The organism is Bradyrhizobium sp., assembly GCF_019244115.1.
Taxonomy (GTDB): domain Bacteria; phylum Pseudomonadota; class Alphaproteobacteria; order Rhizobiales; family Xanthobacteraceae; genus Bradyrhizobium.
The window spans coordinates 1-14,976 of the sequence record NZ_JAFATE010000390.1; the positions used below are offsets into that span (position 1 = coordinate 1).

The 14,976-nt window shown below is 63.6% G+C and carries 14 protein-coding genes; 2 read left to right on the forward strand and 12 right to left on the reverse strand.

Translation table 11 applies throughout. The annotated features are described in order from the left end of the window. Nucleotides 1-560: 560 nt before the first annotated feature. From JOZ76_RS16975 to JOZ76_RS17005, 7 genes are all read right to left on the reverse strand, one after another. The gene (locus JOZ76_RS16975; RefSeq protein WP_291699941.1) at nucleotides 561-1,184 is read right to left on the reverse strand and encodes a hypothetical protein; all 624 of its coding nucleotides are present in this window, start codon (nucleotides 1,182-1,184) and stop codon (nucleotides 561-563) included. Between the two features lie 1,298 nt (nucleotides 1,185-2,482). Next, nucleotides 2,483-3,052, reverse strand: a complete 570-nt coding sequence (locus tag JOZ76_RS16980; RefSeq protein WP_291699943.1) for a GNAT family N-acetyltransferase — start codon at nucleotides 3,050-3,052, stop codon at nucleotides 2,483-2,485. A 78-nt stretch (nucleotides 3,053-3,130) separates the two neighbouring features. Next, entirely contained in the window at nucleotides 3,131-4,288 is a 1,158-nt protein-coding gene (locus tag JOZ76_RS16985; protein ID WP_291699945.1) for a DUF2778 domain-containing protein, read from the reverse strand. A 270-nt stretch (nucleotides 4,289-4,558) separates the two neighbouring features. After that, nucleotides 4,559-6,064: a glycosyltransferase family 39 protein gene (locus JOZ76_RS16990; protein ID WP_291699947.1), complete on the reverse strand. Its 1,506-nt coding sequence runs from the start codon at nucleotides 6,062-6,064 to the stop codon at nucleotides 4,559-4,561. 6 nt (nucleotides 6,065-6,070) lie between these two features. Further along, on the reverse strand, nucleotides 6,071-7,204 hold the full coding sequence (locus JOZ76_RS16995) for a glycosyltransferase (protein ID WP_291699949.1): 1,134 nt from the start codon (nucleotides 7,202-7,204) through the stop codon (nucleotides 6,071-6,073). Between the two features lie 277 nt (nucleotides 7,205-7,481). Beyond that, the gene (locus tag JOZ76_RS17000; protein WP_291699951.1) at nucleotides 7,482-7,679 is read right to left on the reverse strand and encodes a hypothetical protein; all 198 of its coding nucleotides are present in this window, start codon (nucleotides 7,677-7,679) and stop codon (nucleotides 7,482-7,484) included. Between the two features lie 69 nt (nucleotides 7,680-7,748). After that, entirely contained in the window at nucleotides 7,749-8,102 is a 354-nt protein-coding gene (locus JOZ76_RS17005; protein WP_291699953.1) for a hypothetical protein, read from the reverse strand. Nucleotides 8,103-8,199: 97 nt separating this feature from the next. On the opposite strand from JOZ76_RS17005, the gene JOZ76_RS17010 reads away from it, so the two are divergent. After that, complete coding sequence (locus JOZ76_RS17010; RefSeq protein ID WP_291699955.1) at nucleotides 8,200-9,024, forward strand: DUF72 domain-containing protein; 825 nt, start codon at nucleotides 8,200-8,202, stop codon at nucleotides 9,022-9,024. Nucleotides 9,025-9,046: 22 nt separating this feature from the next. After that, a complete protein-coding gene (locus JOZ76_RS17015; protein ID WP_291699957.1) occupies nucleotides 9,047-9,508 on the forward strand; it encodes a DUF488 domain-containing protein in 462 nt (153 codons plus the stop codon). Nucleotides 9,509-9,613: 105 nt separating this feature from the next. Here JOZ76_RS17015 and JOZ76_RS17020 read toward each other — a convergent pair whose 3' ends face one another. From JOZ76_RS17020 to JOZ76_RS17040, 5 genes are all read right to left on the reverse strand, one after another. Further along, nucleotides 9,614-10,519 carry an amidohydrolase family protein gene (locus tag JOZ76_RS17020; RefSeq protein ID WP_291699959.1) on the reverse strand — a complete coding sequence of 302 codons (906 nt, stop codon included), beginning with the start codon at nucleotides 10,517-10,519 and terminating at the stop codon, nucleotides 9,614-9,616. 22 nt (nucleotides 10,520-10,541) lie between these two features. Next, nucleotides 10,542-11,789 (reverse strand): MFS transporter, encoded by a 1,248-nt coding sequence (locus JOZ76_RS17025; RefSeq protein WP_291699961.1) that lies wholly within the window; start codon nucleotides 11,787-11,789, stop codon nucleotides 10,542-10,544. Nucleotides 11,790-11,836: 47 nt separating this feature from the next. Next, complete coding sequence (locus tag JOZ76_RS17030; protein ID WP_291699967.1) at nucleotides 11,837-12,562, reverse strand: GntR family transcriptional regulator; 726 nt, start codon at nucleotides 12,560-12,562, stop codon at nucleotides 11,837-11,839. Between the two features lie 190 nt (nucleotides 12,563-12,752). Continuing rightward, nucleotides 12,753-14,066 carry an adenylate/guanylate cyclase domain-containing protein gene (locus JOZ76_RS17035; protein WP_291699963.1) on the reverse strand — a complete coding sequence of 438 codons (1,314 nt, stop codon included), beginning with the start codon at nucleotides 14,064-14,066 and terminating at the stop codon, nucleotides 12,753-12,755. Nucleotides 14,067-14,080: 14 nt separating this feature from the next. Continuing rightward, nucleotides 14,081-14,976: ABC transporter permease (locus JOZ76_RS17040; protein ID WP_291699965.1), on the reverse strand; the 896-nt coding region annotated here is incomplete at its 5' end.

Sequence of the window (14,976 nt, forward strand, 5' to 3'; positions counted from 1 at the left end):
GTTGCTCGGCCGCGGCGGCGTCGACGTCGCCCGATGGCCGTCGCTCGTCAGCTATCTCGACCGGATCCGGTCGCGGCCGGCTGTGAAGACCGCCATCGAACACGAGATGCAGCTCAGGAAGACCTTGACGACCTCGTAGCGCCGCCGACGGGTGCGCCGGCTCAAAACCTTCTCAACCAGGCTGTTTCCGGCAGCAGCGGGCGGCAACTGCGGTCGACGTCCCTCATGTCAGGCCTTGCCGGTGGTGCCCTCTATCAAATCGACGCCGCAGAAGGGCCTGCCATCATCAGTCAGTTGAAGCCGAAATAGCCGAGGTTTCGCTACGGGGTCGGTTGCCGCGTTCCCGGGTGCGTTGGCGCCACAGCAGGTGTACCCCAGATAGCCGTCGACTTGCTGCAGCGCCAGACTTCGGCAGCCCTGGGCCAACATCGGGCAAGTTCCGCAAGGCTGCAGCGCAGCTAGACGCCAACCGAGTTGATCGTCGGGGCCGTTGAGGTAGAAAACTCGACCGCGACATCAGTTGTGCCTCAATAAATTACGAGGCCCGCTACCCGAGTAAATCAATGTGGCTCGGTTGGTTTAGAGGGTAATACTCCATTTTTTCTCTCCATCGCGGACAACACGATCAGGGGGCTCCTTTTCGCCCTTGCCAACGTGGCCGGGTATCGCTTCTTGAGAGAGGCTAACGTCTTTGGCGAATAATCTTCGACATGGGCACTTCCGGAAAATGTTGGCCTGATCAGCGCTCCGTCCGTGTTGTAATCGATCACCAATGTTCCGGCTGACAGGACTTCTCCGGCACGCACGGTGACTTTCGCGAAGTTTCCCTGGTATCGACTGTCAAGTCGTCCCACATCGCACCCAAATGTAGCAATAGCGTACACGCCGGACGGCATCAGGACGGCAGCCCCGTTATCGTCGTCTCCAATCCATTTGCGGATGGCGGTCTCGATCGTTACGACTTTCGAAGTCTCTGCATTAACCAGGGTCAACGTCGTCACCAGACAATCCATCGGCTCGCCTTTGGCGTTTCGCATGCCGGCATCAACAATCAGAACGCCAGAGTCTGGATGCTCTGCAAGGGCCTTTTGAGCCCTAACGTCCGTCTCGGTCGGAGATTGCGCCTTAGCCGCTTCGGCTTTGCCGAGCGCGAGCAAGACAACTATGGCAAACAGAAATCTCATTCCCCCCACCCCCCGACGCAACTGTGCCAGTACTTAGATACTGTTAACAGGGCTAGTGTGCGTCCACAACGGCCGTAGTGCTTTCGGTTTCTTGTCGCGGAAGAATGGAGCCGCATGACAGGGCCGGCTTGAGCGACGCGGCGTCGCGAATGACGCGTTTGGGTCACTTGCTTCCTTCCCGAACGCGTTAACGCCACCGCCGCTGTACCCCCTGAGAGCTGCCCACTTGCTGCGCTGCCAGATTTCAGCAGCCCTGGGCCACGAACCGACAATTGTAGGCGACAAACACTCTTCCTACCACGCGATTAGCCAGCGTATGCGCCACAAGCACCATCCAGCCCCTAGCGTCGTCAGTGTGCACTAGATAGATTTGCCCACAATCTTCCCTTACAAGACGGACTCGCCGTGCGGTTGCTGTTGCTGGTGGTTTTCCTTGCCGCGACGTCGCCGGCGCTCGGAACAATCCGTCAAACCTCTGCAGAGACACCAGATCAGTCTGGCTACCGGTCCTCATGGCTACCGCTGCACGATGGGCAGCGCGCGCATGCGAGCCGTGCGCAAACTGCCCGTCGCGCCAATCTGCCGCAGGGAACGCATTCTGATTTACAGAAATAAACTTGACGCCGACCCCAAATCAGATGCATCATGCGCCCCGTCCTGACCCGGCAAGAGGGGCGGATCGCGAGTCGTCACGGACGCGGATCAGGATGCGATGGACGCAGGCAGCGGCGCGCGCAAGTTTTCGTGCGGGCGAACGGCGCTGACGCGGACGGCGAAATCGTGTGGTCCTGGCCTCCCGACGCTGAGGCCAAGCTCGCTGGCGTGACGAACGTTGCGAGCGACGGGGGCAAGAAAGCCCGGTCCCCGGGGAGATCACGTATAAGCCGTAAAACATCGCGCAGGGAATGCCGGATGATTTGGCTGAACCTGTGGTGACTGCCGCCAGCTTTTCTTATTGCTGGCGGGCCATGGGTGAGGCCTTCACCCGGCATTCCCTGCGCCCTCTTCATTTTCAGAGGGTGAACCGAGCAAGACCCGGACGCAAGTCGCGCCGCGGGAGCGTCGAGGTTTGTCTTGGAAAAATGCTGGTCACACTCTCCGCTGTCACGGCCCGCTTTAAGCGGGCCATCCAGTATTCCAGAGACGGCAGTGCTCGAACTGATGAGCCGCCGCGTACTGGATCGCCCGGTCAAGCCGGGCGATGACAAGATGAGTTAGCTGTTTGAACCGTGTAAAAAGTCCATGCACCTGTGGGTAATTGCGAGGCGCGTGCCATGGCGTCTCATGTCCCCTCGCCACTATCCCAGCAGGGCGCGGCCAGCACCCTCATAGGCGCTCCTGGTGATCTCATAGATGAAATACGGCTTGTCGGCGCCGGTCAGTTCGCGCGTGAACACGCCGGCGCGCCGCAGCCCGCCGATCTTTTCCATGGCGCGCTGCGAGCGAAAATTCTGCTCGCCGACCCAGAACACCACGGTGCTCGCGAAGGCGAAGGCGTGGTCGAGCATCAGGCGCTTGAGTTCGCGGTTGGTCGCCCCGCCCCAATGCTTTCGCACCAGGAAGGTCCAGCCGACCTCGATTTCGCCGAACGCCGGCTCATAGCCGTGGTAGCGGCTCGATCCGATCAGCGCGCCGCTTTCGCGATCGGCGACGACGAAGGCCATCTTCGATCTGAGCGCACCGTCGAAGAACTTGCGGAACTCGGGCTCGGTGTAGCGGTCGCGGGCGGGATGCAGCTCCCAGATCGCAGGATCCGAGCCCGCGGCAAACAGTTCGGTCCAGTCATTGGCGGCAATCGGTCGAATCGTGACGGTCGGACCGATGAGCGTCGGTTGCAAGTCAGGCAGAGTCAATTCAGGCAGAGTCATGAGTGGCCCCGGTTTCGGAAGCCCCCATTATCCCAACGCGTTCCGATGCCAAGTCAAATGCGCGCTATCTCACCCGCGTCAGTCGATGCGCGCGAGCACCGCGAGCTTGCGGATGCCCTTGTTCTTGTAGGCATCGAGGAACGCGTAGTAGTCCTTGAACGAGACGCAGCCGTTGGAATCGCCGTTCGGCCCGAGCATGTAGGTGTGCGCGAGCAGCCCGCTGCGGCCGTAGATCGCATCTTCGCCGCCGATCGGATTGAGGCGCAGCGCCGGCACGCCATGGAACAGCGTCTCGCGCGGCTTCAATTCGTAGATATGCGGCGGCGTCACGCCGCGCATCCTGATCTTGGCGGACGACGGGTCGTCGAGCTCGGAGCCGAGACCGGAATGCGCCTCCAGCTTGGTGCCGTCGGGCAGATACACCATCTTGGCGGAGATGTCGTAGACGGCGGTCGAGCGGTCATAGGGCGGCTGGCCGCCACGAGAGGGATTCTGCTCCTGCGAGATGCTCGCGGTGATGCTGCTGGCATCGGCCGAGGCATAGGACAGCAGCGAGCCTTGCTGTTCGCCCGGCTTGCCCCACAGCTTGTCGACGATGGAGTGCCGCTCGCCGGATGCGATCGACATGACAGCGGCCTTGGCGCGCTCGGCCATCTCTTTCAGCGAGTCGGCCGGCCCGAGTTTTGCGGGCCTGGCATCGGCCGCCTTTGTATCCGTCTTGGCGTCGTTCGATTTCGAGTCGGCCGGCTTGGCCTCGGCACGCGGCGCCACCTTCGGCACGTTCAGCGCGACCTGGGTTTCCCTGGACTTCGGCGCCTCGGCGAGCTTCGGCGCCGGTGGCGGCGCGCCTTCCGCCGCATGCGAATCGACGCCCTGCGGCTTGGCGGCGGCGAAGCGGTCGCTGAACGAGAACGACGGCGAGGCCGCGGCGGCGGTGGTTTCGGGTTTCTCGATCGCGGGCGGCGGATTGGGCAGCGCCGCAAAGGCGTCCTTGACCAGGTCGGTCGCGTTCGCCCTCACCGCCTGTTCGGGACGAGAACGGACGATCGGCTCGTCAAAGCCTGCGCTGCCGATTGTCGGATAGACGCTGGAGGCGAGAATGTTGGTGTAGACGGCATAGGACGAGCCGAGCACAAGGCACGCAATCGCAGCGCCGCCAAACAATGTTGGAGACAATGCCTTCCGGGAATGTTTTCTGCGGGAGCCCCCCGCATACGCGACGCTACTCGTACTCATCCACCTGCGCCCAGCACGGTTCCACGGTGTTCCTCGCGATTCGTTACTGCTCGTTCCCCGGGCAGCGTTTCGCAGAGGGGCGGAGCGTCATTAAGGCGACTTTTAGTTAAATGGGGATTAAGTCGGGGCAGATCTGAGGCACGCAGATTAGTTTGGTCTGGTTCTAAACTAAACAGGACCGAATCATGGCGAAACGAGGGCGAAGGCCTCAGCCGTGACGAGTTGTACGCAGTCCTATGGACAACCAGGGTTTGGATATGCCCGCGCTTTTCAGGGCAACAGTTCGGGCGGCGGGGTGCGGTCCAGCACATCGCCTTTCGGTTCAATGAGCAGGTCGAGCGCGTAGGTCTCGAAGGTAAGCGGCCCGCGCTTGCGCGGCAGCTCCGTGATCCGCTCGGTTCGCGCGAACCGATCCGTCAGCGACCGCGGCAGGCCGAAGGGGCTGACCTCGTCGACAAAAAGCAATGGACCTTGAAGCTCGGCGGCGGTCGGTTCGGGAAAGTTCACCCAGCGGATTCGCTGCGTCTGCTGCGCGACGCAGGTTCCCGGCGGCAGATAGAAGGCGAGCCAGCCAGTGGTGCCGTAGTCCGGCGCGAGCACGCAAGTGGCGCCGGCGCGGAGGCGCGCCTGCTCGATGCCATCCGCAAGCTCGCGCCAGCCGACGCCGACGCTGCGCACGGTCGCATCGCGCCGGTAACCCGAGAGAACACCGGTGTTCGCCTGCACGACGAGAGCGACGAACATCACCACGCCCGATGGCGCCGCCCAGCGCCGGCAAAAATCCGCGAGGCGCGCGGCCCATCCATCCCATCTGGCGAGGTGCGCGGCAACCGCGGCGGCGATCGCAAGGGCCGGATAGACCGGCGCGAACCAGTTGGCCTCGACCCGGGCATGCAGCGAATGCCAGACGAAATAGGCGACGATGGTCCAGAACATACTCTCGACCAGCACCCGCGCCGGCAGTGCGCCGGCCTTGCGCCACGCCAGCGCATGGAGGCCCATCGCGCCCAGGACAAAGACCAGCGGGGTTGCGAAGGCGACCTGGGTCGGCACCAGTTCGCCGATGAAGGCGGGACGGAAATCCTCAATCCTGGCGCGGCCGAGTTGCTTGATGAAGGAAACCCACTGGTGGTCCGCATTCCAGTGGATAACGGGGAAAAACAGCGCCAGCGCGACCAGGCCGCCGAGATAGAGCCAGGGGGAGACCAGCCAGTGCCGCAGTTTCGGGACGCTGACCAGCCAGATCAGGATCGCCGGGCCGAAGAACAGTGCGGTGTATTTCGACAACAGCGCGGCGCCGGCCACCGCGCCCACCGCGAGCCACCACACCCCGCGCCCGGTCTCCAGCACCTTGGCGAGACCAAACAGCAGGAAGCTCGAGGCCACCAGCAGGGGCGAATCGGGCGTTACGATCAGCGTGCCGACCGCGGCCATCAGCGTCACGTTGAGCAGGATCACTGCGCTCGCCGCCACGCGCGTGCCGCCGAACAGGATCGCGGCGGCGCGATAGACGGCAAAACTCATCGGCAGCGCGGAGAGGATCGACACCAGGCGCACGCCGAGCTCGGTATCGCCCGCAAGCATGGTGCCGAGCCGGATCACCAGCGCGACCATCGGCGGATGATCGTAATAGCCGCCGGACAGATGCTTCGACCACATCCAGTAATAGGCTTCGTCGAAGGTCAGCGGCGTCACGGCCGCGGCGATCAGCCGGAGCGCGACGAGCGCCAGGACGATCAGCGACGTATTGCGGACGAGCCGCACGTCATCAGTCATCGGATGTCATCGCTTGCGCCAGACGAACAGTCCCGACATCGCGTAATTCCACACCACGCCCATCAGCGCGCCGGCTGCTCCAGCGAGCCACCAGATCGGCTCCTGGTCGTAGACCGAGAAGGCCACGCCGACATTGGCCAAAAGGCCGACGCTGCAGACGAGATAGAACGACAGCAGCCCCCACACGATGGAGAAGCCCTTCAGGCGCTGGTCGCGATAGGTGAGAAAATTGTTGAGGACGAAATTCGTGGTCATCGCGACCAGAGCGCCGGCCGCCTGCGCTTCGGGGAACGGCAGGTCGAACAGGTTCAGCGCGGCGAACAGCGTGGCAAGATGCACAACGAGCCCGCTGCCGCCGACCATCGCGAACAGGAGAAAGCGCAGCGACACCGCGTCATGGGTGAATTTTGCAAGCACCAGCCCCAGAAAATCCAGCGCCACCATGGAATCGAGCTTGCTCTCGCCGTGCAGCCTGGCGCCAAAACTGTAGGGGACCTCGACGGTCTTCAGCTCGCCATGGGCGGTCGCGACGAGGTCGAGCAGGATCTTGAACCCTTGCGTCGAAAGCTGCGGCGCAAGCTGTTCAAAACGGTCGCGACGGATCATGAAGAAGCCGCTCATCGGGTCGGCGATGCGCACGCCGAGCACGCGCTTGGCGATCTCGGTGGCAAAGGCGCTGGCGCCGGCTCGCGCCCGGTCAAAACTGTCGGCATTGCCGCCTTCGACGTAGCGGCTGCCGACCACGAGCTCCGCCGCGCCCTGCTCGATCAGCGCGAGCATCTTTGCAAGCTGCGTCTCGTCATGCTGCAGGTCGGCATCCATCACCGCGGCGCAGGGTGCGCTGGAGGCGAGGATCCCCTCGATGCAGGCCCCCGACAGGCCGCGCCGCCCGATCCGCCTGATGCAGCGGACCCGACCGTCCTTGCGCGCAAGATCGCGCACCACCTCCCAGGTGGCGTCAGGAGAGTTGTCGTCGACGAAGATGACCTCCCAGGCGATCCCGGCGAGCGCCGTCTCCAGCTTGCGAAACAGGGCGGTGACGTTGTCGCGCTCGTTGAAGGTGGGAACGACGACCGAAAGCTGCAGCTCTCCGGTGCTCTGCTGCGCGATCTCGGGACCCGGTCTGATGGCTTGGTTCATGCGGCAAGCCTATAGCCGCGCCCATAGGCCATGCCAAGATCGCCGCCCGATGCAATCACTGGAATGCGGCCGGTCCCCAAGCTCCGATCGGCCGGGCAAATGCCATCCAAATTGGACCAAAAACAGCAACGACCACGAACAGGAGGCGCGCGTACATCCGGCGCAGCCGAGCCATGTCGTGGTCGTCCCGGCGATGGAGCCGAAGCGTCAACGTCGCCGTCCCCGGCTACATAGGTCACCCCAGGCGGTTCCGCAAGGGGAGCCTGCCCTGATGGACCTAGTTCGGCACCTCCTTGACCACCGGACCGCGTGGCGCCGGCGCGGCGGGAGCCGGCTGTGCCGCCATCGGCTGCTGCACCACGGCAGGCTTCACCGGTTTGCCGAACTGCCCGAGCGGCCCATAAACGAAGGCTGCGACCAGAACCGCGGCCGCGACCAGTGCGCCCAAAACACCCGCCAAGGACTGCGACGTCATACTCTTTTCCCTGCTGGCCCCCGCGCTCTCAATAGCATGGAACCCGTCGACGCGAAATCTGCCGCAGGCTTAATTCGCGGCCTTATGCCTCACGAACGCGGTGATGATGTCCTGTTGCGCGAGTTCGATGGCTCTGTTGGCCGTGGTCAGGTGCTCGCCGTCGGCGGCGTCAGGGTATTTGTGATCCAGATAATCGAGCAGCGCGACGCGGAAATTCTGCCGCTCGGAGGGACAGGCGCCGGCGACGTCGGCGGTGAAATCCTGTGCCGACATGGTTTTGGCGTCGCCACGCTGATATTCCCGCGCCAGGCAATTCCAGTAGTCGTCGCGCCCCCGCAGCGCCTGGCGGTGCGCATCGTCGATCTCGTCGGCCAGGGTCTGCGAGACCGTCAGTCCGAGCAGCACTGCGACAATCACCCGCATGTTTGTTGTTCTCCTGGTTGCATCGCCGTGCACGGCTGGACTTTCGTTCCCTCGCAGCTAAAACAATCTAGCTTGCAAGAACAAGAAAGGCGATGACGTGGCCAAAGCCTCTGAACGCGCCCGCGGCAAATCCGGCCGCATCTTCATCGGCGTTGGCGGCTGGACCTTTGCGCCCTGGCGCGGGGTGTTTTATCCGGACAAGCTCGCGCAGGCGAAGGAGCTGCAATACGCGGCCTCCAAGCTCACCTCGATCGAGATCAACGGCACCTATTACGGCTCCCAAAAGCCGGAAAGCTTTCGCAAATGGGCCGCCGAAGTCCCGGACGGTTTTGTGTTCTCGGTCAAGGGACCGCGCTTCACCACCAACCGTCGCGTCCTGGCGGAAGCCGGCGACTCCATCAAGCATTTCTACAACACCGGCGTGCTCGAACTTGGCGACCGCCTTGGTCCGGTGCTCTGGCAGTTCGCGCCGACCAAGAAATTCGATGAGGCCGATTTCGGAAAATTCCTGGAGCTGTTGCCGCGCAAAATCGACGGCCGGGCCTTGCGCCATGTGGTCGAAGTCCGCCATCCGAGCTTCTCGGTGCCGGCTTTCGTTGCGCTTCTGAAGCAGTTCGAGACGCCTGTTGTCTTCGCGGAGCACGAGACCTATCCACAGATCGCGGACGTCGTCGGCGATTTCGTCTATGCGCGGCTGCAGAAGGGCGACGACGACTTGAAGACCTGCTACCCGCCAAAACAGCTCGATGCCTGGGCGAAGCGCTTCCAGCTCTGGGCCGAAGGCGGCGAGCCGGACGACCTGCCGCGCGCTGCTCCGCCAAGTGCAGAGAAAGCGCCGCGCGACGTGTTCGCCTATGTGATCCACGAGGGCAAGGTCCGCGCGCCTGCCGGCGCGATGGAGCTGATCGAACGGGTGAAATGACCCCTGTGGCAAAGAGCCTGCGATGGCAAGAGCGAAAAAGCTGTTCACCATCGGCTATGAACAGACCCCGTCAAAGGCGGTGCTGGACGAGCTCGAACAGGCCGGCGTGAAACTGCTGGTCGACGTGCGCGCGATCGCGTCCTCGCGCCGGCCAGGTTTTTCCAAGTCCCAGCTTGCCGCCGGGCTCGACGAGCGCGGCATTTCGTATCTGCATCTGCGCGGGCTCGGCACGCCGAAGGAAGGCCGCGAAGCCGCGCGCGATGGCCAATACGCCCTCCTGCACAAGATCTATGCGGCGCATCTGAAGACGCCGCAGGCCCGGGAGGAGCTCGACGAATTGTCCTCACTGGTCAAGAAGACCGGTCCCGTCTGCATCCTCTGCTACGAGCGCGATCATCGCCATTGCCACCGGCAATGGATCGCGGAGATCATTGAGGAGCGCGAGAGGGTGAAGGTGCAGAATCTGGTGGCGCGGCAGGTCTGACCATCGTCATTGCGAGCGAAGCGAAGCAATCCAGAATTTTCTCCTCGGAGATACTCTGGATTGCTTCGTCGCTTCGCCTCGCGATGACAGCAGGACGCAACTAGTCTAAAAGCGGAACAACGCCTTGGGCGACGCCAGGATCTTGGCGCGCTCGTCCGGATCGGTGACAAGTTCATCCAGGAAGTGGCGGTTTTTGGCGTAGGTCTGGCTGGCCTCGAACTGCGTGTGCGGCCAGTCGCTGCCCCAGAGCAGCCGATCCAGACCATAGGCGTTCCGCAAGAGCGAATAGGCCTCTCTGGCGAATGCCTCGCCATTGCCCCCATTGCGATACGGCGCCGAAATCTTGATCCAGACGTTGCGTGATGCGCCAAGTTTCAGGATCTCGGCAAATGCGGGATCGGCCACGCCGAGTTTTGGATCCGGCAGTGCATAGTGATCGAGCACAATCCGCAGGCCGTGGTCGAGCAGTTTTGGGACTAGCACGGCAAGGTCGGCGGCGTTGCGCTGGATTTCAATCTGCCAATGCGCGGCCTTGATGTTCGCGAGCAAGCCCTTCCATTCCGGCGCGGCGAGATCGGGCAGCGGCTGGCCGACCAGGTTCAGCCGGATGCCGACGACACTGGCCCGGTCGAGGACCCCGATCTGCTCGGGCGAGATCGCCGCATCGATCACGGCGATGCCGCGCAGGCGGCCACCAGCGGTTTTCAGGCTCTCGGCCAGGTAGGAATTGTCGGTACCGAGAAAGCTTGGCTGCACCAACACGCCATTGGTCATGCCGTTGTCGTCGAGCTGCTTAAGATAGAGATCGAGCGGCGCGTCATACTCCGGGGCATAGCGCCGCCCGGGCGCGAGCTTCAGGCCGCGATGGAAGACGTGCGCATGTGTATCGATGGTGTTGTCCTGCGGCGTCATCGCAGCAAAAGCCTTTTGTCCCGATCCCGCCGACGCCGCCCAAAACACCGCGCCCGCGGCAAAACCCCGACGCGTGATTGCGCGCTTCGTCCTGTCCATGTCCAGCCCCAAACCGTGTGAATTATGCGCGTGCCGCCGCAGACCGGGTTTCGAAAATCTTGCCGCGGGTTTCCGGCAGCATCAAAACGGCCAGGAGCACCAGCGAATAGCCAAACGCCGCGTCGATGCCGATCGCAGGCCCGAGCCCGATCCGGTCGCCGAGAAAACCGACCAGGAAGGGAAACGCAGCCGACACAATGCGGCCAAAGTTGTAGCAGAAGCCGACGCCGGTACCGCGCACGCCGGCCGGATAGAGCTCGCTGAACAAGGCCGCCATGCTCGCCGGAATGCCGGCAGAGAAGAAGCCGAGCGGAAAGCCGAGCACCAGCATCTGTGCGTTCGAGAGCGGCGCAAAGATATACGCCAGCACGGTCGCGATGCAGGCGCTCGCAAATAAGGCGACGTTGGCGCGCCGCCCGAAACGATCGCTGAAGACCCCGCTGACGACGCAGCCGCAAAAGAACGCGACGATGATGACGGCGAGATAGAAGCTGGAGCCGAGTACCGAGAGGTGGCGCTCCTCGCGCAAAAAGGTCGGCAGGAACGTCGTTAGCGCGGCGTAACCTCCATGCGCGCCGATGCCAAACAGCCCGCCGATCAAGGTCGAGCGCAGCACGTCCGGGCGAAAGATGCCTGAAAGCGTCGCGAGCAGCGGCGGCTGCGCCTCGGTCTTCGCGTTTCGCACGGGCTCTTTCAGGCCGCGGCGGATGAACAGGATCAAAAGCGCCGGCAACAAGCCGAGCGCGAACAGCACGCGCCAGCCGATCTCGGCCGGCAGGCAGCTGAAGACGACAGCGGAGAGCAGCACCGCCGTGCCCCACCCGACCGCCCAGGCGCTCTGCACCGCGCCGAGCGCCCTGCCGCGATGTTCGGGGCGGATGATCTCGGCCATCAGCACGGCGCCGCAGGCCCATTCGGCGCCGAAACCGAGGCCCTGCAGCGCCTTGAGCACCACGAGCTGGCTGTAGCTCATCGCGAAGGCCGAGGCGAAGGTCGCGAGCGCAAAGGCCGCGATTGTGATCTGCAGCGCCTTGACGCGGCCGAAGCGATCCCCGAGCGCGCCGCCGACCCAGCCGCCGATCGCGCCGAAGAACAACGTGATCGAGCCGAGCAGCCCCGCCTCCGCCTTGGTGATGCCGAACGCCGCGATCAGCGCCGGAATCGCCAGCGAAAACATCTGCACGTCGAGCGCGTCGAGGCCCCAGCCGCCAAAGCTCGCCCAGAACGTGCGCCGTTCTAGCGGCGAGCTTTCGGTGTACCAGTTGGCCATTCTTGTTCCTCCCTGTGTTGAGCTTTATTGTTGTTGCCGGTAGCTCTTCACCGGATCTCGACGTGGTAGCGAAATCGCGTCGCGGGGCCGCGGGAGCGGCGCCATTCGATCGGCCGTCGTTCCAGGTCGAAGGCGAGGCGCTCGATGACGATGAGCGGCGCGCCCTTTTTGAGGCGCAACAGCCGCGCCTGCATGTCGGTCGCGCTTTCGACCGACAGGATCTCGTCGGCGGACACCACCACCTGCCCGCAGCGCTCTTCATAGAGCGGATAAAGCAAATCGCCGAAATCGGCCGTATCGATCGCCAGCACGGCTTCGAAGCGCGATTTTTGCAGCCAGATTTCCTCCGACAGCAGCGGCTGGTCCTCGATCAGCCGCAGGCGCGACAGGCTGATCACGGGCTCGCCTTCGGGAATACGCAAGGCGGACGCGACGGCCGAGGGCGCGGCTACGACCTTGCGACGGAGGATGCGGCTCTGCGGGATCCTGCGCTCGCCGCTCTCGCTGTGAAAGCGAAAGAAGCGAAACAGCGAGGAATTGAAGCGGGCGCGGCGGACATAGGTCCCCCGCCCCTGCTGGCGCTCGAGCACGCCCTCGCTCACGAGCTGATCGATCGCCTTGCGCACGGTGCCGACCGCGACGCCATAGCGCGCCGACAGCTCGGCTTCCGACGGGATCAGGTCGCCGGGGCGCAAATCCCTGCGATTGATCTGCGCTGCGAGATCGTCCCGCAGCTGCTGATAGCGTGGAAGGCGCACGTCGAGCTGGCTCATATAGTCATATAGATGACTATATGAGAAGACGTCAAGACGGCCCGGTTTGGCGAGGCCGAGGTCGGGCCTCATGGTTCGAGAGGCCGCGCACGGGCGCGGCTCCTCACCATGAGGGTCAGGCATCATGATCTCATCCCAAGGAGCATCGCGCCAGCGATGCGTCACGAGGGAATGGGCCGGGAGCACGGACCTACGCGAGCTGCCAGACCGCGACCGGACGCTCGTAGCCCCTGATCTGGACGTCGCCGAGCGCCTTCGCATCGGCACAGGCGTTGCCCAAGGCATCGCGCACGGCGGCCGAGACCAGGAGATGCGAGTTGAACTCCTTATTGAGCGCCTCCAGGCGCGAGGCGAAATTCACGGTATCGCCGATCACGGTGTATTCCTTCCGCCGCGGCGAGCCGATGCTGCCGGCGACCACCTCGCCGAAATGGATGCCGATGCCGATCCGCAGCGGCCAATCCGAGCTCTCGTTGATAGCGTCCATCGCACTGATCATGTCGCGCGCGGCGGCCACGGCATGTTCCGCGGCATCCGCATTGTCGAACGGGGCGCCGAACAAAGCGAGGAAACCGTCGCCCAGAAACTTGTTCACGATGCCGCCGTGGCGCTCCAGAATTTCGACCAGCACCGCGAAGGCGCCGTCGAGCCGATCGACCACGTCCTGCGGCGAGCGCGAGCGCGCCGCCGCCGTAAAACTTCGGAAGTCGACGAACATCACCGCGACATGGCGGATGTCGCTCGCCGCCGTCGTGCCCTCCGCCATCAGCCGTTCGACCACCTGCGGCGAAACATGCTGGCCAAACAGATTGGTGATGCGATCGCGCGCGGTGGTGGCCTCGATCGACGCGGCAAACTGCCGGCGCAACTGCACACCGACGGCGCCTGCGAGGATGCCGCAGCCCAGCAGGACCAGGCTGCGCACCGTGTGAAAATAGAGTTCGGGCTCCTGCTCGGCGCCGATGGGCTGGTAAAGCATGGCGACCGCGAACAGCTCCACGGCGGCAACGAGACCGGTGAAGGCCGACAGCCAGAAGTTCAGCCGCAGTGTCGACAGGATGATGAAGATGAAATAGACGAGGGGCGTCACGAAGCCGAGCGCCTCGGCCGGCCCCATGGCCTGGATCTGCAGCACGAGCACCAGGGTCGGCACCGAGGTCTCGATGAAGGCGCCGACGTAGCGACGGATCACGGGAACATCGCGGCCGAGCTTCAGGTTGCGGCTGATGACCGAATGGACCCAGAATTCGAAGAGAACAAAGGCCCCGAGGAGTAATTGGCCGTAGAAGGGATTGACCCTGCCGCGCCAGATGTGCTGCTCCAGCGTGGGCGCGAAAACATCCACCACGAGCAAAGCCCCGAGGATCATGCAGGTGGTGATGATCAAGGCCTTGACCCGCACCATCTCGCTGCGCATCACCTCGCGCATCAACGCATGCTCGAACTCGGCCGACATCTTCGACCCGATGATGCTGCCCCATTTCGCCCGCCAGCGCCGCCACATCGCGGCATTGTGCCTTAATCGAGCGTGCGACGGAAGCGCGTCACGGCGATGGTCATGGCGAGCAGCATGAGCCCGACCAGCGCGGCCGTGTCATATCGCAGGTGGGTCAGGTTTGAACCCTTCAGCATAATGGCGCGGACGATCCGAAGATAATGGGTGAGCGGCAGCGCCTCGCCGACATATTGCGCCCAGACTGGCATGCCGAGGAACGGAAACATGAAGCCGGACAACAGGATGCTCGGCAGGAAAAACATGATCGAGAGCTGCATGGCCTGCAGCTGGTTCTGCGCCAGCGTCGAGAAAGTATAGCCGATCGCGAGATTCGTGGTGATGAACAGAGTCGAGAGCAGCGCCAGCAGGGCAAGGCTGCCGAAGATGGGCACGCCGAACAGGAACACGCCGATGCCGAGGATGATCGCGGCCTGCAAAAAGCCGACCATCACATAGGGAATGATCTTGCCGAACATCACCTCGACCGGCTTGATCGGCATCGACAACAGGCTTTCCATCGTGCCGCGCTCGACCTCGCGCGTCACTGACAGCGCGGTGAAGATCAGCATGGTCATGGTGAGGATTGTGCCGACCAGACCCGGCACGATGTTGAGCCGGGATTCGGCGGCGGGATTGTAGCGCGCGTGGGCCCGGATCTCGAACGGCATCGACGGCGGATCGCCGGTGAACAGATCGTGCTCGAGTGCGGTCTGCACCACCATGTTCAGGGAGGACAGCGCGGAGCTCGCGGCAATCGGATCGGTGGCATCGGCGGCGACCAGGAGCGCGGGCTTGTCGCCGCGCCGCACCGCGCGCTCGAAGCCTCTGGGCACTTCGACACCGAACAGCACCTTGCCCGACAGCAGGAGGTCGTCGAGTTCCTGGACCGAATGGGCTTCCTGCGCGAAACGGAAATAGG

What these genes read in the sequence shown, in the direction of transcription:
- JOZ76_RS16975 (WP_291699941.1), bottom strand. Translation starts at nt 1,184, where the DNA reads ATGAGATTTCTGTTTGCCATAGTTGTCTTGCTCGCGCTCGGCAAAGCC.
- JOZ76_RS16980 (WP_291699943.1), bottom strand. Translation starts at nt 3,052, where the DNA reads ATGACTCTGCCTGAATTGACTCTGCCTGACTTGCAACCGACGCTCATC.
- JOZ76_RS16985 (WP_291699945.1), bottom strand. Translation starts at nt 4,288, where the DNA reads ATGAGTACGAGTAGCGTCGCGTATGCGGGGGGCTCCCGCAGAAAACAT.
- JOZ76_RS16990 (WP_291699947.1), bottom strand. Translation starts at nt 6,064, where the DNA reads ATGACTGATGACGTGCGGCTCGTCCGCAATACGTCGCTGATCGTCCTG.
- JOZ76_RS16995 (WP_291699949.1), bottom strand. Translation starts at nt 7,204, where the DNA reads ATGAACCAAGCCATCAGACCGGGTCCCGAGATCGCGCAGCAGAGCACC.
- JOZ76_RS17000 (WP_291699951.1), bottom strand. Translation starts at nt 7,679, where the DNA reads ATGACGTCGCAGTCCTTGGCGGGTGTTTTGGGCGCACTGGTCGCGGCC.
- JOZ76_RS17005 (WP_291699953.1), bottom strand. Translation starts at nt 8,102, where the DNA reads ATGCGGGTGATTGTCGCAGTGCTGCTCGGACTGACGGTCTCGCAGACC.
- JOZ76_RS17015 (WP_291699957.1), top strand. Translation starts at nt 9,047, where the DNA reads ATGGCAAGAGCGAAAAAGCTGTTCACCATCGGCTATGAACAGACCCCG.
- JOZ76_RS17020 (WP_291699959.1), bottom strand. Translation starts at nt 10,519, where the DNA reads ATGGACAGGACGAAGCGCGCAATCACGCGTCGGGGTTTTGCCGCGGGC.
- JOZ76_RS17025 (WP_291699961.1), bottom strand. Translation starts at nt 11,789, where the DNA reads ATGGCCAACTGGTACACCGAAAGCTCGCCGCTAGAACGGCGCACGTTC.
- JOZ76_RS17030 (WP_291699967.1), bottom strand. Translation starts at nt 12,562, where the DNA reads ATGAGCCAGCTCGACGTGCGCCTTCCACGCTATCAGCAGCTGCGGGAC.
- JOZ76_RS17035 (WP_291699963.1), bottom strand. Translation starts at nt 14,066, where the DNA reads ATGTGGCGGCGCTGGCGGGCGAAATGGGGCAGCATCATCGGGTCGAAG.